25 protein-coding genes and 1 pseudogene (1 of these 26 cut by a window edge) are annotated in these 24,731 nt (G+C 26.9%); 5 read left to right on the top strand and 21 right to left on the bottom strand.

Annotation, left to right across the window (positions count from 1 at the left end; genetic code table 11):
* The first annotated feature begins 3 nt into the window (after positions 1 to 3).
* From ACKTTQ_RS07745 to ACKTTQ_RS07735, 3 genes are all read left to right on the top strand, one after another.
* Complete coding sequence (locus tag ACKTTQ_RS07745) at positions 4 to 1,179, top strand: phenylacetate--CoA ligase family protein (protein WP_408048844.1); 1,176 nt, start codon at positions 4 to 6, stop codon at positions 1,177 to 1,179.
* A 61-nt stretch (positions 1,180 to 1,240) separates the two neighbouring features.
* Positions 1,241 to 2,365, top strand: coding sequence for a metallophosphoesterase family protein (locus tag ACKTTQ_RS07740; RefSeq protein ID WP_408048843.1), 1,125 nt, complete (start codon positions 1,241 to 1,243; stop codon positions 2,363 to 2,365).
* Positions 2,366 to 2,500: 135 nt separating this feature from the next.
* Positions 2,501 to 3,814, top strand: coding sequence for a DEAD/DEAH box helicase (locus ACKTTQ_RS07735; RefSeq protein WP_408048842.1), 1,314 nt, complete (start codon positions 2,501 to 2,503; stop codon positions 3,812 to 3,814).
* 88 nt (positions 3,815 to 3,902) lie between these two features.
* Here the strand turns inward: ACKTTQ_RS07735 and ACKTTQ_RS07730 are convergent, their stop codons facing one another.
* From ACKTTQ_RS07730 to ACKTTQ_RS07640, 19 genes are all read right to left on the bottom strand, one after another.
* Positions 3,903 to 4,793, bottom strand: coding sequence for a Cif family virulence factor (locus ACKTTQ_RS07730; protein ID WP_408048841.1), 891 nt, complete (start codon positions 4,791 to 4,793; stop codon positions 3,903 to 3,905).
* Between the two features lie 75 nt (positions 4,794 to 4,868).
* On the bottom strand, positions 4,869 to 5,504 hold the full coding sequence (locus tag ACKTTQ_RS07725) for a Crp/Fnr family transcriptional regulator (protein ID WP_408048840.1): 636 nt from the start codon (positions 5,502 to 5,504) through the stop codon (positions 4,869 to 4,871).
* A gap of 40 nt (positions 5,505 to 5,544) precedes the next feature.
* Positions 5,545 to 6,501, bottom strand: coding sequence for a carbon-nitrogen hydrolase family protein (locus tag ACKTTQ_RS07720; RefSeq protein ID WP_093871519.1), 957 nt, complete (start codon positions 6,499 to 6,501; stop codon positions 5,545 to 5,547).
* A gap of 90 nt (positions 6,502 to 6,591) precedes the next feature.
* On the bottom strand, positions 6,592 to 7,083 hold the full coding sequence (locus tag ACKTTQ_RS07715) for a GyrI-like domain-containing protein (RefSeq protein ID WP_408048839.1): 492 nt from the start codon (positions 7,081 to 7,083) through the stop codon (positions 6,592 to 6,594).
* Positions 7,084 to 7,097: 14 nt separating this feature from the next.
* On the bottom strand, positions 7,098 to 7,526 hold the full coding sequence (locus tag ACKTTQ_RS07710; protein ID WP_408048838.1) for a DUF3995 domain-containing protein: 429 nt from the start codon (positions 7,524 to 7,526) through the stop codon (positions 7,098 to 7,100).
* Positions 7,523 to 8,659 (bottom strand): FAD-dependent monooxygenase, encoded by a 1,137-nt coding sequence (locus ACKTTQ_RS07705; RefSeq protein ID WP_408048837.1) that lies wholly within the window; start codon positions 8,657 to 8,659, stop codon positions 7,523 to 7,525. Before ACKTTQ_RS07705 ends, ACKTTQ_RS07710 begins: the two co-directional genes overlap by 4 nt.
* Before the next feature lie 69 nt (positions 8,660 to 8,728).
* Positions 8,729 to 9,112: a Crp/Fnr family transcriptional regulator gene (locus tag ACKTTQ_RS07700; RefSeq protein ID WP_093871511.1), complete on the bottom strand. Its 384-nt coding sequence runs from the start codon at positions 9,110 to 9,112 to the stop codon at positions 8,729 to 8,731.
* 321 nt (positions 9,113 to 9,433) lie between these two features.
* On the bottom strand, positions 9,434 to 10,009 hold the full coding sequence (locus tag ACKTTQ_RS07695) for a helix-turn-helix domain-containing protein (RefSeq protein WP_408048836.1): 576 nt from the start codon (positions 10,007 to 10,009) through the stop codon (positions 9,434 to 9,436).
* Complete coding sequence (locus ACKTTQ_RS07690; protein ID WP_093871509.1) at positions 10,002 to 10,472, bottom strand: hypothetical protein; 471 nt, start codon at positions 10,470 to 10,472, stop codon at positions 10,002 to 10,004. Before ACKTTQ_RS07690 ends, ACKTTQ_RS07695 begins: the two co-directional genes overlap by 8 nt.
* A gap of 173 nt (positions 10,473 to 10,645) precedes the next feature.
* Entirely contained in the window at positions 10,646 to 11,353 is a 708-nt protein-coding gene (locus tag ACKTTQ_RS07685) for a ZIP family metal transporter (RefSeq protein ID WP_408048835.1), read from the bottom strand.
* 107 nt (positions 11,354 to 11,460) lie between these two features.
* On the bottom strand, positions 11,461 to 12,546 hold the full coding sequence (locus ACKTTQ_RS07680) for a serine hydrolase domain-containing protein (protein WP_299134662.1): 1,086 nt from the start codon (positions 12,544 to 12,546) through the stop codon (positions 11,461 to 11,463).
* A 165-nt stretch (positions 12,547 to 12,711) separates the two neighbouring features.
* Positions 12,712 to 14,343, bottom strand: a complete 1,632-nt coding sequence (locus ACKTTQ_RS07675; protein ID WP_408048834.1) for a serine hydrolase domain-containing protein — start codon at positions 14,341 to 14,343, stop codon at positions 12,712 to 12,714.
* A 66-nt stretch (positions 14,344 to 14,409) separates the two neighbouring features.
* Positions 14,410 to 15,585 (bottom strand): helix-turn-helix domain-containing protein, encoded by a 1,176-nt coding sequence (locus ACKTTQ_RS07670; RefSeq protein ID WP_408048833.1) that lies wholly within the window; start codon positions 15,583 to 15,585, stop codon positions 14,410 to 14,412.
* Between the two features lie 206 nt (positions 15,586 to 15,791).
* A complete protein-coding gene (locus ACKTTQ_RS07665) occupies positions 15,792 to 17,321 on the bottom strand; it encodes an amidohydrolase family protein (protein WP_408048832.1) in 1,530 nt (509 codons plus the stop codon).
* A gap of 98 nt (positions 17,322 to 17,419) precedes the next feature.
* Entirely contained in the window at positions 17,420 to 18,565 is a 1,146-nt protein-coding gene (locus ACKTTQ_RS07660; RefSeq protein ID WP_408048831.1) for a helix-turn-helix domain-containing protein, read from the bottom strand.
* 60 nt (positions 18,566 to 18,625) lie between these two features.
* Positions 18,626 to 19,138 carry an alpha-ketoglutarate-dependent dioxygenase AlkB gene (locus tag ACKTTQ_RS07655; protein WP_408048830.1) on the bottom strand — a complete coding sequence of 171 codons (513 nt, stop codon included), beginning with the start codon at positions 19,136 to 19,138 and terminating at the stop codon, positions 18,626 to 18,628.
* Between the two features lie 65 nt (positions 19,139 to 19,203).
* Positions 19,204 to 19,524 carry a TlpA family protein disulfide reductase gene (locus ACKTTQ_RS07650; protein WP_408048829.1) on the bottom strand — a complete coding sequence of 107 codons (321 nt, stop codon included), beginning with the start codon at positions 19,522 to 19,524 and terminating at the stop codon, positions 19,204 to 19,206.
* On the bottom strand, positions 19,464 to 20,543 hold the full coding sequence (locus ACKTTQ_RS07645) for a hypothetical protein (protein ID WP_408048828.1): 1,080 nt from the start codon (positions 20,541 to 20,543) through the stop codon (positions 19,464 to 19,466). Before ACKTTQ_RS07645 ends, ACKTTQ_RS07650 begins: the two co-directional genes overlap by 61 nt.
* Positions 20,544 to 20,872: 329 nt before the next feature.
* A complete protein-coding gene (locus ACKTTQ_RS07640; protein ID WP_408048827.1) occupies positions 20,873 to 21,799 on the bottom strand; it encodes a hypothetical protein in 927 nt (308 codons plus the stop codon).
* Positions 21,800 to 22,061: 262 nt separating this feature from the next.
* On the opposite strand from ACKTTQ_RS07640, the pseudogene ACKTTQ_RS07635 reads away from it, so the two are divergent.
* A pseudogene (locus ACKTTQ_RS07635) lies at positions 22,062 to 22,172 on the top strand (IS110 family transposase); the annotation flags it as partial.
* Positions 22,173 to 22,220: 48 nt separating this feature from the next.
* On the opposite strand, the gene ACKTTQ_RS07630 reads toward ACKTTQ_RS07635, so the two are convergent.
* Positions 22,221 to 22,760 carry a dihydrofolate reductase family protein gene (locus tag ACKTTQ_RS07630; RefSeq protein WP_408048826.1) on the bottom strand — a complete coding sequence of 180 codons (540 nt, stop codon included), beginning with the start codon at positions 22,758 to 22,760 and terminating at the stop codon, positions 22,221 to 22,223.
* A 65-nt stretch (positions 22,761 to 22,825) separates the two neighbouring features.
* The gene (locus ACKTTQ_RS07625; protein ID WP_299134632.1) at positions 22,826 to 23,581 is read right to left on the bottom strand and encodes a helix-turn-helix domain-containing protein; all 756 of its coding nucleotides are present in this window, start codon (positions 23,579 to 23,581) and stop codon (positions 22,826 to 22,828) included.
* A gap of 901 nt (positions 23,582 to 24,482) precedes the next feature.
* Here ACKTTQ_RS07625 and ACKTTQ_RS07620 point away from each other — a divergent pair.
* Positions 24,483 to 24,731 carry the beginning of an IS110 family transposase gene (locus ACKTTQ_RS07620; RefSeq protein WP_408048825.1) on the top strand. It continues 504 nt past the right edge of the window, so the window shows 249 of its 753 coding nt (coding positions 1-249); the start codon lies at positions 24,483 to 24,485; its stop codon lies off the right edge, out of view.

Below are 24,731 nucleotides of genomic sequence, written 5' to 3'. Positions count from 1 at the left end.
AAAATGATAAATGAAAAATTGAAGGAACATTTTTCTATAGTAAAATCATCTTCTTTATTTAAAGAATATTACGATGATGTTCAATCTATGTCTGAGGTATTTCCTATGGAAAAACATACTTTAAGAAAAATTTTAAGTAGTAAATTCAAACTAAAGGATGAATCAAAAGGGGTATATTTAGTACGTTCTGGAGGTTCGTCGGCAAAGCCTCTTATTTTTCCAGTAGATATCGAAGAAAACTTATACCAACGTAAACTGTTAGCTCAAGAGCTAGTTAAATTTGGAATGTTTTCATCTAAAACCATAGCATTAAACTTATTTAGTTACAAAGATATGTATCGAACAGCTGCTATTGTAGATGATGTTTTAGAAAAGTGTAATGCTACAACTATTTCTTTAGGAGCGTCTTCATCTTTTGAATTAGTATACAATAGTGCATTACAGTTCAAAGGGAACATAGTAATGGGAACACCATCAAAACTGGTGCTTTTTGCAAAGTACGTACTTGATAATAATTTGCAATTAGTTATAAAAAATATAATGTATGCTGGTGAGTTTTTATTAGCATCTCAAGTGGTTCTTCTAAAAAAAGCATTTGGAGTTCAACAAATTTATTCGTTATATGGCTCAGCGGAAACTGGTATATGGGGTTGGTCAAATTATTCAAAAAAACCAATGTCATTTCATATATTGGATGATATAATTGTAGAAGTAGAAAATCCAGATAATAATGGAAACGGAACGGTAGTGGTAACTAATTTATTAAGAAAAAGATTTCCAGTTTTTAGATATAAGATGGGAGATGTAGGAACTATAAAAGAAGAAGGAAATAAACGAGTTTTAACATTAGTATCTAGAGAATCTAAATCATTTTCAGTTGATGCTGAAGCATATTTTATAAATGATTTTGATTGGATTTTTAATGAAGTTGACCGTTTTCAAATTCAACTATTTTTTAATTCAGAGACACAAGTTGATGTGAAGTTTTTATTAATAAAAACAAATACAAAAGATTCCGAGGTTAATGAAATTTATCATCTAGTTGAAGAAAGATTACAACAAATTTTCCAAGTCAACCCAGAAAAAATAAATGTCACTGTGGCTTTTGTAAGCGAGTCTGATTTATATATAAATAATACAACTTCTAAAACGCCAATTGTTGTTGATTTTAGAGAGTAATTTTTTTAGAATTAAAAGAAGAGAAGTAATTAACTTTGAATAGTAACCAAACCAATCAATTATGAGAGCTAAATATGTACTAATACTACTAATTATATTTGTAGGAACTAGTTGTAATACGAAGAAAAAAGATAAAATAGTAAAAGAAGAATTTAAAGAGGTTTCTAAAAAACAAGATTCTATAGTTTTTAGTTTTACTTTTTTAGGATGTAATAGAGTAGATAGGCATCAAGTAGGAGATACTAAAGCAACAAATGCTTCAACAGCTAACTTATCAGCAATGAAACGAATTTGGACCGAAATTTCTGATTTAAAAAGGAAACCAGATTTATTTTTCTTTTTAGGAGATATGGTATTGGCAGAATCTACTACAACTAAGTTAGAAAATCAACTAATTGCATGGAAGAAATTATACTATAACACTAGTTTTAGTTCTATTAGTAAATCAAATATAGAAATGGTAGCCATTCCAGGGAATCATGAAATGTTATATTGGCATGATTATAATGTACCTCACCATGATGAATGGCCTTTGAAAGGAGCTACTCAAATTTGGATGAAGCATATGGCAGAATATATGCCTAAAGATAGGGATTATGTTAAAGGAAATGATAGTATTAATAATCAAATGACTTTTGCTTTTACTCGAAAAAATATTGGATTTGTATTGATGAACACCGATACTTATAATAGCCCAACAAAAGAAAATCCTTATGGTTTAGAAGGGCAAATACCAACTCAATGGATAATTAATAAAGTTGAAGAATATAAAAAAGATTCTAAAATAGATCATGTTTTTGTATTAGGTCATAAACCTTATTATGTAAGTGGAAAACCAGAAACAGGGCATAAAGGGTTTCCTGAAGGTCCAGTTTTATGGCCTAAATTGGTAGAAAACAAAGTGGTAGCAATGTTGTCAGCACATTTACATGATTATCAACGTATGCAACCAGGTAATAAAGGTACTTATCAAGTAATTGCAGGGAATAGTGGAAGTCCTGGTTCAGCCACCTTTTTTGGGTATTCTAAAATAGATATTATGAGTAATGGGGATGTAAAGTTAAGTTCAATTGGTTATGATAAAGGGAATCCTTACTATAAAGCAATGCCAAATAGTCCTTCAACAGTAAGAGATGAAACAGTGTTGACATGGTCAAAGAATGTAAATCCATATCCAAATAATTAAAAATAAATTATTTTATATTGTTTAAACTCATTAAGAACTTTCTTAATGAGTTTTTTATTAGATATTAAATGGTAATTACTGTTATAAGACTAACTATCTTTGCGAAAAATAAAAAATTCATAGATAGTATATATTATGGCAAATACAATTAAAACGCAAGAGGATATTTTAGCAAAATTAAATATCTATGAATTAAATGAAATGCAGAATGAGGCTATTTCAGTTATTGATACTACAGCAAATACTGTAATACTTTCACCAACAGGAACTGGAAAAACATTAGGTTTTTTATTACCTACATTAAAGTTAATAGATCCAAATAATAAAGAAGTTCAAGTATTAATTTTAGTTCCTTCAAGAGAGCTTGCTATTCAAATAGAGCAAGTTATTCGTGAAATGGGAACAGGATTAAAAGTAAATGCTGTTTATGGGGGAAGGTCTATGGCAAAAGATAAAATAGAATTAAAACATACTCCAAGTATTTTAATAGGTACGCCAGGTAGAATATCAGATCATTTTGCAAATGAACGTTTTTCTAAAGATAGTATTAAAACATTAATACTTGATGAATTTGATAAGTCATTAGAAGTTGGTTTTGAGTATGAAATGAGAGGTATTATTAACCAGTTACCAAACATTAATAAACGAATTTTAACATCAGCAACCCAAGAATCAGAGGTGCCAGATTTTGTGAGGTTAAATAACCCAACAGTATTAAACTATTTAACAGGTAAGAAACCAAAAAAACTAGCTATAAAAACTGTAGTTTCTCCAGCAAAGAATAAAAATCAAACACTTTTAAACTTATTACTTCATGTTGGTAATCAACAAGGAATTATTTTTTGTAATTTAAAAGATAGTATTCAACATGTAAGTGACTTTTTATCAAAAAGTAAAGTAGCACATAGTTGTTTTTCTGGAGGAATGGAGCAAAGAGATAGAGAGCGTTCTTTAATAAAATTCAGAAACGGAACAAGTCAAGTTTTAATAGCTACAGATTTAGCAGCAAGAGGTATTGATATTCCAGAAATGAATTATATAATTCATTATGAACTACCACAAAGAGTAGAAGAATTCACACATAGAAATGGTAGAACAGCTAGGGTAAATGCTAAAGGAACAGCATATGTTTTAAAATGGGAAAAAGAAAATTTGCCTGAGTTTATTAAGAATGTGCCAAATGCAACTATTTCTAATAAAGAAAAACTGAAACCTCGTTATTGGGAAACGTTATTTATTTCAGGAGGAAGAAAAGACAAAATTTCAAAAGGAGATATCGCTGGACTTTTCTTTAAAAAAGGGAATTTAACTAAAGATCAATTAGGTGTTATAGAACTTAAACAAGATTGTGCATTTATTGCTGTACCTGTTACTGAAGCTAAAAGTTTAGTAGATAGTTTAAATAATACTCGCTTAAAAAGTAAGAAAGTACGTATTAGTATTGTTTAAAAACATCTATAAAAAGCCAAGAATAAATACTAATTATTCTTGGCTTTTTATAAATAACTTACTTTGATTTTAAAGTAGGTGTTAGTTATTAATATTGTTTAATTATTTGAAATTCATCATATGTTAATAGCCATTCATTTTTTATATTTTCCCATTTTTCTTGATAAATTTTTCCCTCACCAATATTCATACTCCAATGAGATGAAAGTATAACACTATTGTTTGTTTTAACACTGAATGTTGGATTATGATAGGTAAGATTTGTAGCTCCGTCAGTAATTAGTTTATCCCAAAATATTTTGATATTCTTTTTATCATTTACAGATGTAAAAGGAACGGCATTCATTGTAGCATTATTGGAGTATCCATTTCCGCACACATCTTTTTTACCTGTATTGAAGCCTTCTATCCAGTTTATTGATGCTGTAATAACTTTTTCTAATATGTTATGACTAGTAATAGAGGAAGTAGTATTTTCTTGTGGAGTATTAAACTGTTCCAATATTTGAAAATTATCGTAAGTTAGTAACCACTGACCTTCAATTTTTTTCCATTTCTCTTGAAATATAATACCTTTTCCTACATTCATACTCCAATTAGCTGATAAAAAAGCGGTAGTTTCATTAGCTATTTCAATACTTACATTTGTGTATATTAAGTTAGTGGCACCAGATTTAATAAAAGGTTTCCAAAAGTTTGAAATTTCTTTTTTACCAGTTTTTACACCATAAGGAGTAACATTCATAACTGCTTTTTTAGAGTATCCTTGCAAGCAGGCTTTTATGTTTTTAGTATTAAAGTTTGAAATCCATGTTTTACTAGCTTTTAATACTTCTAAAGCTACTTTATGATGTTTAGTTGGACTATGACTAATGTAAGATTGTTGGGGTGATTTATTTTTATTTTTTGAAATTTGTCCAAAAGAATTACTCACAATTAGAAATATAAATATTGGTAGAACTATTTTAAATCTTTTCATTTTAATGTATTTAAGTTTATTACAAAGAAAAGATGATAAAAAAGTAAATACCTGTGACTTTTATCACAGGCTTATTTATTTTACTAAAAGGAGTATTTCTTTTTGTCCAAGATGAAGTTTATTGTTTTTTTCAAGCTTTTTTAAAAGTCTAGATATTACTTCTCTTGAAGTACCCAATTCTTTTGCTAATTCTTGATGAGATTTTTTTACAATTGAATCAGTTGCTTTTGATAATAAGTAATCAAACAATCTATCTTTTAAAGGTTGAAAAGCTAGGGTTGAATATTGATTTATTAAGTGGTTATAACTTTCTCTAAAAGTTTTTGTGGTAAAAGTATTCCAAGATTTGTATTTAAAATTCCAATCTTTAACATGTCTTACCGGGATATTCAAAATAGTACAATTATCTTCAACGATAGCATTTACACTACTTTTACAATCTTCAAAGCAAGCGGAAAGAGACAGAGTACAAGTTTCCATGCTGTTTAAATAATAAATTAGGATTTCACGTTCTTCATTTTCTTGGTAAACCCTTACTTTTCCTTGTAAAACAATTTTTAATACTTTAATGTATTGGTTGTTTTTAATTATAAAATCACCTTTTTTATGTGTTGTTAAAGTTGAATTTGTTGTTAGTTCATTGATTAGTTTTTCTTCAGTAATACGAAGCTCTTTTATAAAAACATTCAACATTTTTTCTATTTCATTCAAATTATAAATGGTATGCTTAGGAGTTATTTTTTATAAGTAATTAATCTATAATATTAATTACAGATTGTCTTTCTCTATTAATGGTAAGTTTTGTTATATCTGGTCTAGAATAATGTCCAACAGAATCAAAGTTTTGTCTTTCTTCCAGTACTCTATTAAAGTCAATTTCAGCTGTGATTATGCCCTCTTTATTTATAACTGGAGCAACAACCCATTCACCATCAGGTCCTGCTATGCATGATCCACCATTAGCTAAAATGTTAGGTGAGTTTTTAAGTATTTCTTCTAAATGTGGTGTGCCTTTAGGAAAATCTTCAATTTTCATTAAACTAGAAACTGATACTACAAAAGATCGAGATTCTTTAGCTATAAATTTAGTAATATCTTTTGTGTTAGTGTCAGATCCTGGCCAAACAGCAATATGTAAATTTTCTCCCATACCATATAGTGCAGTTCTTGCTAATGGCATCCAGTTTTCCCAACAGTTTAAACCACCAACAGAGAATTTTTTTAAATCATGAACTCTTAATCCATTACCATCACCTGGTGACCAAGTTAATCGTTCTTCAAAAGTTGGTTGTAGTTTTCTGTGTACAGATTTAATTTCACCTTCAGAGTCTATATATACTAAAGAACAATATAAACTATGGCCACCTCTGTTTTTGGCACGTTCTATTATTCCTAAATATATGGCAACATTATTCTTTTTTGCAAGACTACAAATTTCATCCAATTCTCCTGATTCAATTTGAATAGAGTTTCTTATATAATGGGCATGTATTTCTTTTTGAACGGTAGAATTAAATTCTGAACCATTTGTCATTGATAACCAAAAAGGGTAACCAGGAAGAAGTGCTTCTCCAAATACTAGAAGTTCACAATTTGAATTTCCAGCTTTGTTAATAGAGTCTTTTATTTTTTCAATAGTTTTTGATTTATTTAACCAAACTGGCGAAATTTGAGCCATTCCTATTTTGAGTATATTTTCTGTATTCATGTTGGAAGCGTATCTGTCAATAGTTTAATTACATATTTTATGCTTCTAATTTAGGAAATAGATACGAAATAAGGTCTTTCAAAACAAATTTTAAAGATTTTTCTCTTTAATTGGTATCCAAACTTCCTCTTCAGAGTTTTCATCAATAGGGTTGTATTTTGCTCCTAATAATTCGAAATGTTCTCGCTGGTCTAATTCAAAATCAGAATTAGGTAACCATTGACTAAAAATATAGTGAGATGTCTTAGGGAAATCTTTAGCCATTCCTTTATGGATAAAAACAGCATAAAGTCCACCCTTTAAAATTCGAGTTTCCATATTCTCAGGAATATCTTCAAATTTTGAAGTTTCAACCATAGCACACTTTATAAACTCTGTATTTGGTGTAAAGTTTTTGAAATTTAATGATTCATCATAAATTTGAATTGAATAAAAATTGGAATTAATTGTGTTTTTTATCATTTTTCTATTAGGCATAAAGTCTCCCCATAATTTAGGAGTCTTATTGTTTGCTAATGACATTTTTAACGATTTTCCTACTAATTTTTTTGAAGGAAGTATTTCTATCCTTGGTTGCATCATATTTATTTTTATTACTACTTAATAGTCTGTATTAATATTCCTAGAATTCCAATACCCAAACATAAGGGCGAAAATATTTTAGAATCAGCCTTAGCAAATTCAGTGCCTTTTATTTTTTTGAAAAATCCTACATAGTTAAATTCTCCAATTGCCCGAATTATAAAAATACAAGGAATAAACCAATATCCATATTCTATAACTATATTAGGTAGTTCAATATTTATTAGTTCTGTTTTTACAAGATAAACAAAACCAAATAATATTAATACAGCTGCTACTATAACAGTTGCAAATTTAGGAATAGCAACACTTTTTAATTGATTATTTTTTGTAGGAATAACTTTTTTTACACCCCATGTACCTCCCAATAACCAATATATATGAAAACTTCCTAACAAAGTAAAGGTAAAAAATAAAATTAAAGAAAAAATTAGGGTTATCATAAACGAGAGATTTTAAAAATTTGGTTAAACTGTTTTTTATTGATTGATTCTGGCGTAAGCTTGATTATTTGATTACGAATACTAATTAAAAATGGGTTTGATAAATGTGCTATTTTTCCAATCATCCAACTTTTTTTTACTACTTGATGAGCTTTTTTTATTCGTAATTTTTGAAATTTTTTAAAAGCAATGTTATTTTGATATTTACTTAAGCATTCAGAAAGTATAAAAGCATCTTCTATTGCTTGGCAAGCTCCTTGTCCCATATTAGGGGTCATTGCATGGACAGCATCTCCAATGAGGCATACGTTTTCTTTATACCACTGTTTAATCGGTTTTAAATCAGAAATTTCTGCAGTATGTATCTGTTTTTTGTTTGTAGAAGATATTATTTCTTGAATAATAGTCTTGTATTGAGAAAAGTAGTTTTTGATGTTGTTGCTATTTAATTCTTCTTTATTTTTTTTAAAAGACTTTAGCGCATACCAGTATACTTTATTTTTAGCAATTTGTACAAACCCAAACCTGTTAGACATTCCCCACGCTTCGTTTAGTTCATTTTGATACTTTAGAGGTAAAGAATAATCTGTAATTCCTCTCCAACAAAATTGTTGAACATTTCTAATATTGGTTTTTGAAAATAATTGCTGTCTAACAATTGAGTTTAATCCATCTGCAGCAATTAGGGTTGAAGATTGAATAGTTTGCCCCGTTTTAAACTTTAAGGTATGGCCATTTGAATTTTTTGTTATTTTTTCTAACTTAAAGTTTAATTTAAGAGAAGAAGAAGATAATTGATCAATTAAAATCTGCTGTAAAACAGCTCTGTGTATTGCAATATTTTTAACCCCAAATTTATGTTCAAATGCTGATAGATTTACTTTTGAAAGAGGGATTAAATCTGGTTTAGTAATATTTAGTGAAGAAATATGATTTCCTTTTTCTTCAATTATTTTGTGTAATCCAAGTGCTTTATAAACTTGCATTGCGTTATTAGCTAAAATAATGCCAGCACCTATAGGTTTAATGTTTTCTGTTTGTTCAAAAACTCTTGTTTTAAAGCCTTTTTGTTCTAAAGCTATTGCCATTGTTAACCCACCTATTCCAGCACCAATAATATCAATTGTTCTCATGGAATTAATCTTATTATTTTAAAGCAAATTTCAAATAATAAAATAAAATAGGCACTTAACTTTGGGTAATTAATGTTTAGAAATTTGATTTCTAATCCTGCTTAATGATTGTGGAGTAATACCTAAATAACTAGCAATATGTTTTAATGAATATTTTTGAAAAAAATCAGGGAACTCCTTTAAAAGAAGTAAATATCTTTCTTTAGGACTTAAAAATAAAAGTTGCTCAGTTCTTCGTTTACTATTAATAAAAATTTGTTCACTTATAATTCTACCAAATTTATTCCAATAAAAAGAATTGTTGTAAAGAGAATATAGTCCTTTATGATTTAAAAGAATCATTTCTCCTTTTTCAATAGCTTGTATCCATAAAGTTGAAGGTTTCTGACTAATAAAACTTTCATAATCAGTTATGAATTCATTTTTTGAACGAAGTAATAAATTAGTTTCCATTAAATTATCATCTCTGAAATATGATCTTATAGATCCATTTTTAATAAAAATTATATGATTACAAATATTGGGAGGAGAAAGTAATATTTCATTTTTATCAAAACTAACTACTGATAAATGTGGTTTTACTGCTTCCCAATCTTTATTTTCAATGGGTAAAATAATGTTTAATATATTTTTTAGTGCCTCGATTTTTTAATGTAATGACGATTAATGCTAGTATAGTAATTGTGTTAAAAATACTGATTTCTCTATTAATTGATTGTTTTATTTACTTTTTTTAATTAAAAAAATAACTTCTTCAGATGTAGGTAGTATAAACTACTTTAAAAATTTAATTTTAGGATAATAAATAGTGATATTTTCATTATTAATTCTTAGAGTATTGAAAAGAATAAAACATAAATTGAAGAAATATAACACTCCAATAGAAATAAAAAATAATTTAAGAGTAAGGTTTTCTATAAGTGGCGTTTTTGACAAAATAAATAATAGAATAGGAAGGGAAAATAATACTATATTCCATGTTATTTCAAAGTTTATTAAATCTCTCCCTAGTGTATCAATATTTTTAACTTTTTCTTTTTTATTTGTAAATACAATAAAAGGCACTAAAATTCCAAGTAGTGGAAAAAACAGAAAAGTTAGGGCAGAGAGGTTTAAAAAAAGTAAACTTTTAGTATCTTTTTTTACACTCCAATCAATTAATTCGTCTGGAGTTACATGCAAAGCATTGGATAACCGTTTAAGCGTTTCTCCAGTTGGATTTGAGTTACTATTTTCAATTCTTTGTATTGTTCTTAAACTTAAACCAGATTCTTCTGCAAGTACTTCTTGAGACATCCCTCTTTTATTTCTTAATTCTTTAATCTTTTCTGCTAGATGATTTTTATCCATTTTTATGTTTTTTGTTATGTTGCTTTTGCATAATAGCAATTGTAATTGCACCAAGTATGAAGCCAGGTATTAGCTGGATTAAAGAGCCATAAATTATTTGATTAAATAAAGCCTGCTCAAAACTATTAAAATATAATCCATAATGAGTTCCAATTTCCCATTTATTATCAACCCACCAAAGAATTGCAACGGGAATTCTTGATAAGGGTGAAAAAATAGTTAAACATAAAAGAAGTAATATAAAAGGGGTTTTAGTATCACTTAATTTTATTCCCCAGTAAATGGAAAATCCCAAGGTTAACCAGAGTAATCCTATAATGAAAATAATGTTTTCAGAAATACCTAACAGTTCTAAAATATAGCGAACAATGGTTACAAGTAGTGCAATTATTATTGGAGTTTTGATAATGCTTATAGCTTCATGTAATAGTGTTTTATGAAACTTAATTCTTTTATTATTCAATGTGTAAATGTTAAAAATATGAAGTACAAAAGTATAATGACATTACTGTTTTTGGTCCCGCCATGAATGCGACATCTTTATGCAATTTATGCTTCATGCATAAAAAAAAGTAATTTAAATGAATAGGAGTGAGGGATTGATTAAATGTCTTTATTTTGTTATTTTGAGTATAGTTAAACTATCTTTTCACCTATAATACCAACAAGAAAACCTAATGTAGCTCCTAAAGAAGTCAAGTAATTTTTTTCTAGTTTACTTTCTGGTATGATATCTTGGACTAATAAATATAAAATTCCTCCACTAGCAAAAGTCATTAGATGTGCTGTTAATTTAGGAGAGTCAGTTAAAAGAAAGTATCCAATTAAAGCAGCGATGATTCCAAAAAAACTTAAAGCTAAAAATATAAAAAGTGTTTTTTTAGTGCTAAGTCCACTTAGCACTAGATCGCGGTAAGAATTAAAAGCTTCAGGCAAGTTTTGCAATCCAATAAATATAGCCAAAAGAGTTGCTGCACTAGAATCAATAGCAAATACAGCTCCTAAAGCAATTGATTCAGGGATGAAATCCATCATCATGGCCAACAGTGTAGCAGTTTTTCCTTCTTTTTTTGCTAAAAACTGATCTAAGCGCATAAAGAGAATTGCCCCAATAAGAAACGAGAAAGCCATTGGAACCAAGCTTAGTTCTTCCATACCTTTTGGAATTAAAACTAATGCTAAGGCAGACAAAATGATACCAGCTCCAAATGACATGAGTGTATGAGTGATTCCGTATTTTATTGGGCTTTCTTTAATATGATGATTAAAATAATTAGCCAAGAGTCCACCTACAAATACTGTAATACCAGCAAATCCAGAAAACAAAATAATAGATGTTAGCATACTTTTAAACTTAAATCTAACTTAAGTATGTAAATTACGTATTATTTTGTTATTGAAAAAAGATTAGATGTCAATTAGGTAAGGTTTTAAGTTTTATTACTTAGGATTCAGTTTAAATGCTTAAGAGCTATTTCTGCAATCTTTCTTGTAACTTTTGTTGGAGAATTACAATCACAATTATTTAAACCGATAACATAAATACCTGATTCAGGTAAATATACTCCCATTGATTTAAAGCCAAAGATAAAACCTCCATGTTCATAAGAATTTATATTACCTAAAGTTTTTATATTCCATCCATACCCATAGTTTGTTTTCTTACCATTTTTTAAACTATAATTAATGAAGGCTTTCTTTATTGTTTCTTTTTTTAAAAGCTTATTTTCTGTTAATGCATGTTGCCAAATATTTAAATCATTAACAGAGGATAGAAGTGCCCCTGCTGAATAGGATAGGGTATAACTAACAAACCTAGAGTTTTGATAATTTTGTTTAAGGTGGTATCCTGATGCTCTATTTTTAATAATGGTTCTATGGTTTCCATACGTAGAATTTTTCATGCCTAATCTTTTAAAAATATTTTTAGTAACAAACTCTTCATAAGTTAAACCTGATACTTTTTCAATTATATAACCTAGAATTACATAGCCTGAGTTGTTGTATTTATAATACTCACCAGGATTAAAATCCATAGGTTCGTTTTTAAATAGATTAATAAGTTCTTCAGGAGATATATCATTTTTGTCTATACTATAAAGTTTTTTTAGAGAAGTATAACTTTTAATACCAGAAGTGTGATTTAATAAATGATGTATTGTGATTTTTTTTTGACGAGTAGGGTAGTCAGGTATATATTTAGTTATATCATCATTTAATTTTATTTTGCCCTGTTCTACTAGCATTAAAATCGAAATAGCCGTAAATTGTTTAGTTATAGAACCTATTTCAAAAACATTATTAGGACGCATAGGAACATTTAATTCAAGATTAGCAAGACCAAAAGCTTTATTATATATGATTTTCCCATTTTTTGAAACCAAAAAAGTAGCACCAGGAGCGTTTGTAGGATATTTTTTTTGCAATATACTATCGATAGTAGATTCTAAATTTTGAGCATAACTAATTGTTTGAAAATTTAAAAGGATAAAAGAAATAATTGCTAATAAATATTTTGGAAGAGAGGTTCTTTTCATTTTTATGGTTTCTATATATTATTTTATGGTTGGACGCTAGGTGAAATATATAGGTTACAATAAGCTTAAAAAACTACCTTTTTTATATAAATAAAATAGTTATTATTAATACTCATCATTTGCTTTACAATAAAGCTAATGATGAGTATTAATATAGATATATTACTAATTTGGTAGTATTGCGGGTAATATATATTGAGCCATCATTTTATCAACATTAGAATGTGCATTTGGAGTGTTATATGCAGAAGAGGTAATTACAATAACATAAGGAATGTTCTTAAAAATAAAAATTTTATTTCCACCCCTACCATTAGCAAAAGAAACTTCATACTGTTTATTAGCAACTGTGTATGTTTTATTCCAGAAAAGATAACCATAATGTCTATTTTTTATACCTGCATTTGATTGAGATATTTGTTTAGATAAACTTTTATTTACCCATTTTTTTGTTAAAATCTGTTTACCTTTCCATTGACCATTATTTTTATATAACTGCCCATATTTAGCAAAATCAATAGCTCTTAATTGTATTCCACCAGCTGTGTTACCAACTTTTTGAGGAGTATATTGCCATTTATAATTAGTAATATTAAGAGGAGCGAATAGCTTTGTATCAGCAAAAGAAATTAATCCTTTAGGAACAGATTTATGTATAATATCACCCAAAATGATTACTCCAGCGGTAAAATATGTAAACTCTTGTCCTATTTTTTTATGTTTATGTAAGGGGAGATCAAGTGAAAATTTCAACCAGTTTTTTTTAGGATACATGTTTTCTTCATTTCCTGGACTACTATAATCGGTATCATCACCAAGAAAACTAGAACTCATAGTTAAAAGAGACTTTAATGTTATAGAATCTTTCTTTTGAGTATAATTTTTAAATAATTTTAATTTGTAAAACTCTTTTAAGAAAGCATATTCATTTTTAATATGTTTTTCATCAATAGCTATTCCTAGGAGTGTTGATGCAAATGATTTTCCTACTGATCTTGAGTCATGTAAACTATTTCTATTTTCTCCATTAAAATATTCTTCTATTAAAAGTTTATTATTTTTAATAACAACAATTCCATTTATATTTTCAAATCTTTTTTCAGCTATTTTCCTATTTAAAGCCTCTATTTTTTGATGGTTATATTTATCATTAGATAATTCCCAACCACTATTTGGTAGTATTTCTTGAACTGGTATTAAACGTTCATCTACTGTTATTTTTGCTACTTTTATAGCGATATTTCCTTGTGCTATAATTTTTCCAACTTTCACTTTTTTTTCTTTTATATAAGGTCTTATTTGAATGGATAAAGAATGATTACCTTCACTAAAATAATCTTGTCCGCCACCAATTTTCATAAATTTTAACCACATAAACCATCCCCAAAAATCAATTTGTTTTGGATATAGTAGCGGAATTAAAAATTTAAGTTGAGTTGTTTTACTTTTAATGCTACCAGCACCTTTATTTAAGTTTTCAACATAAACTTTTTTACCATTTATTAAAAATGTGAATTGGAAATTTCCCTTATTTAATAATTGATTTTGCGTTAAGTTAGGAGCCAATGACTTCAAACTTTCAATAAGAGGCTTATTTAAGTTAAAATGAATGTTTAGAAATTCATCTTTATTTAAAATGAATTTATTAGAATAGTAATTTGGAGTGGTTTTAACTTTTTGAAAATCAATTTTTGAAAAATTAATATTTTCAATTTCCTTTTTTTGTGCAAAACTAATTATAGTATTACAAAAGATTATAAGGTAAGTAAGAAAGATTAAATTGTATTTTAATTTCATTTTTTGAATATTAAATTATGTTATTCAACAAACTTACTATTCAAAGGAAGTACCAATAGCTCCAAATTATAGAATGGTACTCATTTTTTGTGCTTCAGAAGTATTTTTCAATGATTTTTTATATTGTAAGGGAGTAATACCTTTAATATTTTTAAATACTCTATTAAAAGTGGTTTTAGAGTTAAAGCCACATTCAAATGATAAGCCTAATAGAGTTATGTGGTCATATCTTTTATTTTGCATTTTTTCAATAATGGCGTTTACGCGATATTCATTTACAAAGTCTGAAAAGTTTTTACCTAAACCTTCGTTTATTACTTTAGATAAAATATTAGGATGCATGTTAAGGCTTTCTGCTAAAGACTTTAGTGTCAATTCTGAGTTAAGGTAAAAAAGATTTATTAGCATTTGTTCTTTTAACCAAGAAGCCTTTTTCATAATTTCTTCAGATGTTTTTTCTTTAATTGTGCTGTTTTCTTCAGAGTCATTTTTTTCTTTCTTAGCTTCAAGTAAAATTATTTCAGGTCTTAAAAAAGCTTCAACACTTATCCAAATAGTTATTACTGAAAGTAAAACATACATGGGATAATAATCATTAATGCCTAGCTGAAAATTAAATACTACATAGTCAATTATAGTATAAGGAACCCACAAAAACCAAAGAAGGGCAAATATTATAATTAACCTGTAAAGCCACTTTAATTTATAAGCATCATTATTACTATAGTTTTTATGCAGCCATGAATGATATTTTTTAATAGATTTTAAAGCAAAGAAAGAGTATGTGACAATGGAAATAATAGCAAATAACTGTAAAATAGGCATTAATTTAAGGTAAGTGTTTGTTTCAATACCAATAATATTATTTGAAAAAGCATCATAGCTTATAATTAAGTGAACAACTAATTCTAATAATAAAGGTAAAAAATGAAGAAAACCTTTTTTAGACAAAAGATGATTAAAATTGGTTATTCTTTTTACGTATAAATATAATAATGGACCAAGAGCTAGTGAAAAATTTAAAGGGATTATATAAAATAATGGGAAGTAATTTGTTATTTGAAAATCTAAACTTAATACCCAAATATTCCATAACACAATAATAAAGGTAACTAAACCAAGTAAAATATTAGCTTTTCTATTAATTCGTTTAGTAAAAATAAGTAACATTCCGAATGTTGTTCCTATAAAAACAGATGCAATTATGATTAGGTTAAATAAATTTAAATTGGATTCGCACATTGATTGTATTTTTAGTATGATAGAATCATCAGTACAGATTTAATTAAGACCTATAGATTCTAATTAACTATTAGACGAACTAACTTATAAAATGTAATTATAATAATCAAAAAAGTGCAAACTTTTTAATTTACACTCTAACTACCACTAGAAATAACAGTAATTTTTCTTTATTGATTATTCAAAAGTATTAAACTAGGTATTTTTTATTCAATATATTTATCAATATTTATTTTTCTACTTCTATGATTAGCTTCTTTTACTAATTGCAACATTTTATCTAAACTTCTTCTGTTTAACAATTTTCCATTAGCAATTACTGTGTTAATTGATTTCGTGTTTTTTATATCTTCTAAAGGATTTTTATTTAAAAGAACCAAATCAGCGTCATAACCAATTTTAATTTTACCAGTATTACTTTTCATCCATTCAGCAGGAACAACTGTTGCACTATGAAGAATTTTAGAGTTTGACATACCACATTTTTTTAATGATTCAAATTCATCATGTAAAGAGAATCCAGGTACTACACCAGTAACATTAGCATCTGTTCCAGCTGTTAAAATTACATTATGCCTTATTAATGCTTTGGCCATAATTTTAATTGCTTTAGCGTAGGTTTTCCAAAATATTTTTGATTTTTCACTAATTTTTGGATTTTTTTTAACTTCTATATCTTCATAAGCATTATTTCCAGGAAGCCAGCCTTTAGCTAGTCTTGACCCTTCAATTAAACCAGGGTTTGTATATTTAAGTTCAATGGTTTTAATAAAATTATTAAGTTCGAATTTTTGTTTTGGAAAACTTTCGGATACCCAAACTGTTGAAGAAACAACAATATTATTTTTTTTGAGGTTTATAGCTATTGAATCACTATTTTGATTAAGATATTTTAAATAAATTTTAGGAGTATTGTAAACAACGCCAGTATAATCTTCCATAGTATTTTTAGTGATTTCTTCTATATGAGATAACTGTGATTGTCCAGAGGAATAAAAATGATTTAACCCAATAGAGTAACTTAAGTGGCCTGTAGTTAGAATATTTTGTTTTTTCGCTTCATCAGTAATTGCATGGTGTATTTCTTTACTTAATGTACCATTAAGTTTAATTGCATCAAATCCTTGTTTTTTGAATTTTCGGACAGCTTTTCTAGCTTTTTTTTCTGTTGTGTAATTTAGTGGTTGATCAAAATAAAGTTCTTTTATTTTTCTAATAAAACCTTTTTCACTTCCTACTTTTCTTGTTGCTACATATATTTTAGGGCTTACAGCTCCATTTTGAGCTTCCTTTCGCCATTCTAAATGCCTTTTACTTCCGGTCATTTCACTTATGTAAGTAACACCATTAGCCAAATATAGAAGTAAATCATTTTTACTGTTTTTTAAATGTACGTGAGAGTCTATAAAACCAGGAATAAGGTATTTTCCTGTTCCGTTTATTATTTTGTATTGGTTTGTAATATTTATTCCTTTGGCAATGTTTAAGATCTTTCCGTTTTTAATTAAAACAGTTAAACTATCTAACATTTTTGAACTATCTGGAGATAATACACTTATATTTTTTATAGCTATTGGGTTGGATGAAATTTTAAAAATTGATGTGTCTACTAATTCTGTGTTTTTTCCAAGATGTTGGTTGATTTGTGATTTAATTCCAATACAAGATACAATACTAATAGTAATTAAAATTAAAAAAATGACTAGTATCCATTTTTTGATTGATGTATAATTCATAATGTAAATATTTATTTATACAAAGGACAAAAAAGCTTTTCAATTCGTTACTTTTTTATTTAAAAAGGAACTCTCATAACCTGTTTTGAGAGTAAAAACTATAGTTTAGTATCATTTTTAAGTTCAATAAATTCTTTTGGAGATATTCCTGTATTTTTTTTGAAAATACGATAAAAGCTAGCTTCGGAATTAAAACCACATTCAAGAGCTATACCAAGAATTGACATTTTTTTGTAGTTTGAATCATTTAGTTTAGACTTAACTTCATTTATACGATAGTCGTTTATGAAGTCTCTAAAATTCATTTTATAATGTTGATTAATGGCCAACGATATACTTTTTTGAGAAATACCTAATAACTTTGATAGTTCGTAAATGTTTAATTTAGGGTTTAAATAAATTTTATCTTTAAGCATTGCTTTTTGAAGATGATCTATCGTTTCTTCTAGTTTAATATTAGAGAGTGGTATAACTGATTTGTTTTGAGAAGTAATTTCATGTCTGCTGAACGTATAATTAGGCTGTAAGTATCCTTTTAATCCTAAATAATAAATTATAAAAGCTATAAAAAGAGTAAGTAGATTATAATGAATAATTGTTTTGTTTTTTAGATTGAAAAATATATCTAAAGTATGGTTTGTAAGTAAAAAAACACCAATTAAGATAGATAGTGAATAGATGTTTTGTAGCCACTTAAAATTTGGATATGTATTGTCTGATGTTGTATTACATAACCATTTTTTATAATCAGTAAGTTCTTTATAGCCATAAAATAGATAGAAAGGTAGAAAAGCCAATAGTAAATATTCTTCTAGTTGTTTTATATAGTTAAACTTGAAGTTTAGGGCAATTAAATCTTTTTCATAAAAATCGGGACTTAGTAAAGCATAAAAGTAAACAACAAAAGCATACGTTTGTGCCAAAGTGAAAGGGATAAAATGTATCCAATTTTTATTTTTAAAACGAAATCCTGGAGATATGAGAGATTTTATATAAAAATAAATTAAAGGAGATAATGCTAATTCTACTCCGTTAGGGAAAAATCGAAAAAAGGATGTATTCCATAAATTTAAAGTGTGTAGAAGAGGTTTAGTACTTAAAAAACAAAAAGATAATAAAGCAAAAGCTAAAAATTTATTACTGTTTTTATTTTTCTTAGTACTAAGTAATAATATGCTAGTAATGACTCCTTGAATAATTCCAATTAAAATAAGTAAATCAAATAAAGAGAATTGTGGTTGCAAATTGTTTTTTATTATTTTTGTGTAGTTTGATAAAAAGAAAACTTTTTATTTTTTTAATAATTATTTAATTTTTCTAAATGTTAAACTCATTCGTCCATTATTAGTATCTGATTTAGGTATAGAATGTTGCCACTCTTTTTGAATTTCATTTGTCATATAGATAAATGAGCCAGAAGGAAGTTTAAAGTCTTCTATTAATTTTTTATCATTAATATTTCGGAATCTTAAAACTCTAGTTTCTCCAATTGATAAAATTCCAATTCCTGTATTCTCGTATAAAATATCAGTTTGATCAGAATGAAAACCCATTTTTGAGTTTCCGTCTAAGTAATAATTAATTAAACAATTATTAGGCCTGAAGTTTAGATTTTTATTAATTAAATCAATTACTGAAGTCAGTTCAACTGAAAATTTTTGAAAAGGATAACTTATTTGAGAGTAATTATATGCTTTTCCAAAGCTAGCAGTTTTTCTATTAGCCATTCTTTCATCCCAATTAACATTGCTTTTTAATTTGTTAAATAATTCAGAAGGATTAGAAATGTAATTTTCAATAAATAGTATTCCTTTCATTTTTTAGGTTTAAATCTGTTATATAAAATTTGCTTTAAAAGTAAGTAGTTTTATAAATAACATTATTAATTTTTTATTAGAGCATAATTTTTAATATATTCAGTCCAGTTAACTCCATAAGGAATTTTAAGATATTTATTATCAGGTGAAATTAAAATTTTTGTGGGGTAACCGTTTACTTTAAATAATTTAGTTATTTGATCGTTTATTTCAAGAACAGGAAAAGTATAGTTGTTCTTAGTCATAAAATTTTCTAGATTTTCTGAATTATAGGAAAGTGTGTAAAATTTTATTTTCGATCCTGATGTTTCATTATATTTTTTAGCTAAAATATTAAATTTAGGAAGTTCTTTAATACAAGGTTTACACCAAGTTCCCCACCCCATATGTCAATATAAATCCAGTTATTCCTTTTTTCTATTAGGTTTAAAGTTTCAGATTGGAATTTTAAGTTAATTTCTGGAACTTTTTTCATTTTAGAATTGAGATAATTATTCCAAAAAAAATCAAAAGGCTTATTTGCCGTTTTTATGCTATAAAAGTCTTTTAAATCTTTTAAATTTTCATCAGTTGGCTGAATATAAGCTCTTTCTAATAAAATGCTTTCAGCATGTTCACCTTTGCCGTTTTTAATTAAATAAGTAAAATATTTTTTCTTATAATTTATATTATGTGGGCCATTAATTAAAATGTGAGCATCATAAAAAAAACCAGACATATTCTTTAAATCGGATTTATCAGGACTATATTTTGAAGCATTTTTAATTAATTTTTCAATCTTATTTTTATTAAAGAGAGTATTGTAATAATAAGCTAGTAAAAATCTATAATGTGCACGTTCTTCACTATTTTTTCTACTTTTTTCTTTGGTACTATTTATAAGTTGGTTTGAAGATATATTAAATGATATTTTTGTTAAAATTTTATTTTTTAACTTAGTGTTTCCTAATTTTTTTTTATCAAAACCTTTTATAATTAGAAAAGCATATAACTCAGTTTTTGATTTATAATTTGTTGAATTAGATAGTTTTTTATAATATTTAATTAATAATGAATTAGCTTCAGCTTGCTTATTTATTTTTAGCGATTTATTCCATAAGTATATAGGTTCAATTATTTTATTTATTGATACTTGATTTTGGTTATAAAGTTGATTTAGAAAAAGTGATTCATTACCATTTCCGTTATTTCTATGAATAGTTTGAGCTAATGTGTTGTGTATGTTTTCAATGAAAAATGGTTGAAAAATTTTATTTAATTCCTTAGAAGCTTTTATGGCTTCCTTTGAGTTTTCTTTTTTCCATAAATCTGATAAAGAATTTGTTAAGTCGAAAGCTTCTTTAGGTATTTGTGAGTGTATAGAAAACGAGAAAAATGTTAAAAGTAATAATACCGTTTTTTTCATAATAATTAATTTTAGTAGCTATATTTTTTGATAAAAATAATTAAAATATCCTAGAGTAATTAATTACTTAGTTTTTCTGTAGTTGAAACTTGTTTAGCATTAAGAATTTTATTTTCTTTTTTTACAAGAAAGAACTATTGATATAAAAAATATTAATAAATCATTTTTTTAATTTCATTTTTCCGTTGATATTCGTTCCACAAATGTTTTATAACGTATTTATGTATGATTTGATTATGTGTTAGAGGGACTAAAGTTAACAAATAAATGACAGAAGCAAAGACAGTCAAAACTAATAATTAACCTTATAATGTGATGGTAATAAGTAATTAATTATTACATCTTTTCTCAATCAAGTCTTTTTTAGTGGGATTATATTTATTGTTTTTGACATAATAATTTTCAGATAATCCAGTATTATTAAAAAGTGTTGTAAGAGCACAAAAATTATTTAACATGGAGTTATCTTCAATAACTAAATCTTTACGAATAGATTTTAGAAGTTCTAAACCATTTAAATTTTTCAGTTTATTGTTGTTGTATATTATTAATGTTCCATTTAGTGATTGTATTTTTGATAAAGCACTAATATCAACTAATGATGAGTTACCTCCACTTAAATTTTGTCCTTGACCAATAAATAAATCGTTATAAATAACTTTAAGGTTTGATAATCCATTAAGGTTTATAAGAGAGTTATTATTGTTTATTACAAGTTTTACGACATGTGTTAAATCGCTTAAAGGTGATAAGTCAGATATATCTGTTGGAGGAGGAAGTGTTTCAGTAAGGCTGAATAGGTCTCCAATAACTAATGTTCCTTCAATTTTTGAATATTTATTACTACCTAATAGTTCCAAATCTTTTTGGGTTCTTATAATAATTTTATTATCTGTTGTAAAATTCCAAATAGGCGAGCTTGCTAAAACTTCTCCTTTTACTCCAATTGTTTCTACTCTCCAATAATAAGTTTTATTAATTTTCAAATTGGTATATTTCTTTTCTGTTGTTGTTAAATCAAATACTGTTTTAGGATTTTTAGAAGTGTCGAAATACATTCTATAAGTAGCATTTTTAGGAGTGTTTTTTCCAGCTATAAAAAATATGCTTCCATTCATTACAGGGATTAGAGCTAGATTTGGATCGGGATTTGATGAATTAATTTTTTCGACAGGAAAAACTTCTAATTGCTCATTGTTGTTCTGACAAGAACAAAGAATAAGACAGATTATTACGATAAGATTGATTTTTTTCATTTGTTTTTTAATTATTGCCAATGTTACCTGTTGGCTTTTTATAATATTTTTGATTCAAATTCATTTTCTAGTAATACTGCATTCAAATGAATTTTATAGTCGTGCCATTGAGAACCACTATAATGTTCAGTATTATTAACTAACTTGATTAATTCTACTATTTTTTTAAATTCAATTTGAGTCGGTTTATCTGTTAACCTAATCAGTTCATTAATTTCTTTTGAAGTCTCATTTTCTTGAATAAATAGAGATTTAGCTTTGGAAACTTGCCTTAATAGCCGTTTGTAATAAGCTATTAAAACAAGCCTTTGCTATCGCGAAATCAAGATTAATATACGATGAAACTTACAGAAATACTTTGGTTAAAAATTAAACAAAAATTAGTTTTTTTTACTACAGTTCTTTGTTGGCATTTCGTATTTTATTTTTTCCGTTTGTAATGATTCTGTGTTATTTGGTTTAAATATTTTTTTCTTTCAATTAGTTCGAAATTCAGTTCGTTTGGAAGTTCTGTAAATAAGGAAGAGCCGCTACCTAATAAAACCGGAATTGTGGTAAGTACCATTTCATCTATCAAATCCTCCTTTAGAAAACTTCTGATAGTTGTTCCTCCATCAATATATAATTTATGAAATCCTTTTTTATGAATTTGGTCTAAAATTTCCATCAAAGTTCCTTTGATTAAAAAAGCCTTTTCTTTATGGCTTTCAGGAATTTCATTTAATTTGTTACTCAAAACAAAAACTGGTTTGTTATATGGCCAAGGAACATCAAATCCGATTACAGTTTCGAATGTTGTTCGTCCCATAACCAGTGCATCAATTCCGTTGGTGAATTCCACATATCCCATATCATCATTGTTGGGATTTGGAATAGACTGTAGCCAATCAAGGCCTCCATTTTTGTCTGCGATATAACCGTCTAAACTTTTTGCAATAAATACTTTGTTTTTATTTTCCATAATTATCTTGTATAAATTAAAAGTGCAAAATTCTTATAATCTGCAATGAAAAAATTGTACAGAATTTACCTTTGAAATTTTTTTAAATGTTCTTTAGGGCTATAACCACAAAATCCCTTAAAAATCTTTATAAAATGTGACTGGTCATAAAAACCTGATTGTAATCCTATTTCTGTCAAATTATAGGATTTGTTATTTTCAATTAATTGGATAGTTTCATTAACTTTTTTTAGTTTAAAGTATTGATTTGGCGTTATTTTGTAATGCTTTTTAAATTTTTTAATAAAGTTTTTTTGAGAAACTTCAATTGATTGGTTAAAACTCTGCATAACTCCATTGTTTAAATCTTTCTTAGAAATAAACTGTTCATATTTTATTAAATCATTATCCAATTGAATTTTACAGAAAATGTTTTCTAATTCCGATTCTAATTTTTTGAAATTAGGTGTATTACTTTCAAAAAGAAATTCATAAATTATTTCAGATAGGTATTCAAAATCTTTAGTACCTAATTTATCTAAAAGAAAACCAAAACAAAATGGCTTCAAAATTAATCCAGCTGAGTTGTATATTCCAGATATTTTTGTTTGAAATGGCTCTGTTTTTAAGCCTGAAATTATTTGATGTACATATTTATTTTTAAAATTTTCTACATTCTGACCATCAACATTAAATGTGTTTCCATAATTAAAAATAAGTTCTGTAAATAAAGCAGCATAATGATTGGATTCAATGTTCAATTCAGGTGCTTGTCCAATCCAAATGAAATCTACAAATTGGTTTAGAGGTGCTTTTGGTCTATATGTTTTTTCAGAAATCAAATTTAATTTTGAAGTTTTTCACTATATGAATGCCAACGTTTAAGGATATGAAAAGTTGCGAATTTTAATTCGGAAGTTTTCATAGCTTTTTTGAATATCAAATTTAGTAAAATATTTGAAACCAGTAAGAAAGTAGCTATTTTTTATATGCATTGTTACCCTTTTTAGTGCTACACAAACCAAATGTAAAACTAGAGCCATACTAAATACTCTTAAAACCAACCGAGGCAGAACGCTAGCCTTAACTATCTAAACAGAAAACACCTTTAACTTTAAACAATCAAACCTGGAAGATATACTCAACCATAAAGCGTTTAGGTTGGTACATAGTTTTAAGCACCACCACCTTTTTTGGAATAAGAACGAGGCAGAACGCCAGCCTATAATTTTTCAATTACAAACTGCATATTCAATATTTTTAACATATTTTAAATGGACAAAGAACACTTTGGCGTTTAGTTCCCAAAAAAGGATATTAATCTAATAATTTGCTAAATAAGCGATACTTTTAAAATACTTTCTTGAGCTTTTAAGTAATCTTAAATTTCATTCAGCACTATTAATGGTAACGTGTTTGTGTATGATTTCGTTGCGTGTTTCAGCAACTAATTTAGCAAATACAAACCGAATAGAAAATTCGCGAGAATTTTCGTAAGTAGGCTAGTACTAGCAATGAATTATACACGGCTTAAGTTTACAAAGTAGTAAATTTAAGTACTAAACCAGAAAGCACAAAAGAGAGGATTAAGGTTATTATACATGTAGAGACTATAGATCTCGACAACATTGAAAATCCCCTCTCTTTTCTACTCAGATTCCGTACAGTTCTATGAGGCTTTTTAGACCTCGCTTTTAAGTAGTTGAAACTCGTGTAGATTGTCCTTTCAATAAAACTTTTCTTATGTATAAAGATATTAAATATTTTGGAATAGATATCAGTAAATCAGTTTTTGATGTTACGGATTCAGATGGTAATTATTATCAGTTTAAAAATAGTTTTTCAGGGTTTAACAAGTTTGTTAAATTGTTAACTATAACTAGCCATTGTGTAATGGAGGCAACGGGATATTATCATTATAAATTAGCCTATTATTTAGTAGAAAACGGGATAAAAGTATCAGTAGAAAATCCATTATCTGTAAAGCGTTTC

The sequence above is a fragment of the Tenacibaculum halocynthiae genome (assembly GCF_964512825.1).
Taxonomy (GTDB): Bacteria; Bacteroidota; Bacteroidia; order Flavobacteriales; family Flavobacteriaceae; genus Polaribacter; species Polaribacter halocynthiae.
This window is presented reverse-complemented; position numbering and strand designations above follow the sequence as displayed.

Bases quoted from the DNA above. Each gene is read 5' to 3' on its own strand.
- ACKTTQ_RS07745 (WP_408048844.1), top strand. From the start codon at position 4: ATGATAAATGAAAAATTGAAGGAACATTTTTCTATAGTAAAATCATCT.
- ACKTTQ_RS07740 (WP_408048843.1), top strand. From the start codon at position 1,241: ATGAGAGCTAAATATGTACTAATACTACTAATTATATTTGTAGGAACT.
- ACKTTQ_RS07735 (WP_408048842.1), top strand. From the start codon at position 2,501: ATGGCAAATACAATTAAAACGCAAGAGGATATTTTAGCAAAATTAAAT.
- ACKTTQ_RS07730 (WP_408048841.1), bottom strand. From the start codon at position 4,793: ATGAAAAGATTTAAAATAGTTCTACCAATATTTATATTTCTAATTGTG.
- ACKTTQ_RS07720 (WP_093871519.1), bottom strand. From the start codon at position 6,501: ATGAATACAGAAAATATACTCAAAATAGGAATGGCTCAAATTTCGCCA.
- ACKTTQ_RS07715 (WP_408048839.1), bottom strand. From the start codon at position 7,083: ATGATGCAACCAAGGATAGAAATACTTCCTTCAAAAAAATTAGTAGGA.
- ACKTTQ_RS07710 (WP_408048838.1), bottom strand. From the start codon at position 7,526: ATGATAACCCTAATTTTTTCTTTAATTTTATTTTTTACCTTTACTTTG.
- ACKTTQ_RS07705 (WP_408048837.1), bottom strand. From the start codon at position 8,659: ATGAGAACAATTGATATTATTGGTGCTGGAATAGGTGGGTTAACAATG.
- ACKTTQ_RS07700 (WP_093871511.1), bottom strand. From the start codon at position 9,112: ATGGAAACTAATTTATTACTTCGTTCAAAAAATGAATTCATAACTGAT.
- ACKTTQ_RS07695 (WP_408048836.1), bottom strand. From the start codon at position 10,009: ATGGATAAAAATCATCTAGCAGAAAAGATTAAAGAATTAAGAAATAAA.
- ACKTTQ_RS07685 (WP_408048835.1), bottom strand. From the start codon at position 11,353: ATGCTAACATCTATTATTTTGTTTTCTGGATTTGCTGGTATTACAGTA.
- ACKTTQ_RS07680 (WP_299134662.1), bottom strand. From the start codon at position 12,546: ATGAAAAGAACCTCTCTTCCAAAATATTTATTAGCAATTATTTCTTTT.
- ACKTTQ_RS07675 (WP_408048834.1), bottom strand. From the start codon at position 14,343: ATGAAATTAAAATACAATTTAATCTTTCTTACTTACCTTATAATCTTT.
- ACKTTQ_RS07670 (WP_408048833.1), bottom strand. From the start codon at position 15,585: ATGTGCGAATCCAATTTAAATTTATTTAACCTAATCATAATTGCATCT.
- ACKTTQ_RS07665 (WP_408048832.1), bottom strand. From the start codon at position 17,321: ATGAATTATACATCAATCAAAAAATGGATACTAGTCATTTTTTTAATT.
- ACKTTQ_RS07655 (WP_408048830.1), bottom strand. From the start codon at position 19,138: ATGAAAGGAATACTATTTATTGAAAATTACATTTCTAATCCTTCTGAA.
- ACKTTQ_RS07650 (WP_408048829.1), bottom strand. From the start codon at position 19,524: ATGGGGTGGGGAACTTGGTGTAAACCTTGTATTAAAGAACTTCCTAAA.
- ACKTTQ_RS07645 (WP_408048828.1), bottom strand. From the start codon at position 20,543: ATGAAAAAAACGGTATTATTACTTTTAACATTTTTCTCGTTTTCTATA.
- ACKTTQ_RS07640 (WP_408048827.1), bottom strand. From the start codon at position 21,799: ATGAAAAAAATCAATCTTATCGTAATAATCTGTCTTATTCTTTGTTCT.
- ACKTTQ_RS07630 (WP_408048826.1), bottom strand. From the start codon at position 22,760: ATGGAAAATAAAAACAAAGTATTTATTGCAAAAAGTTTAGACGGTTAT.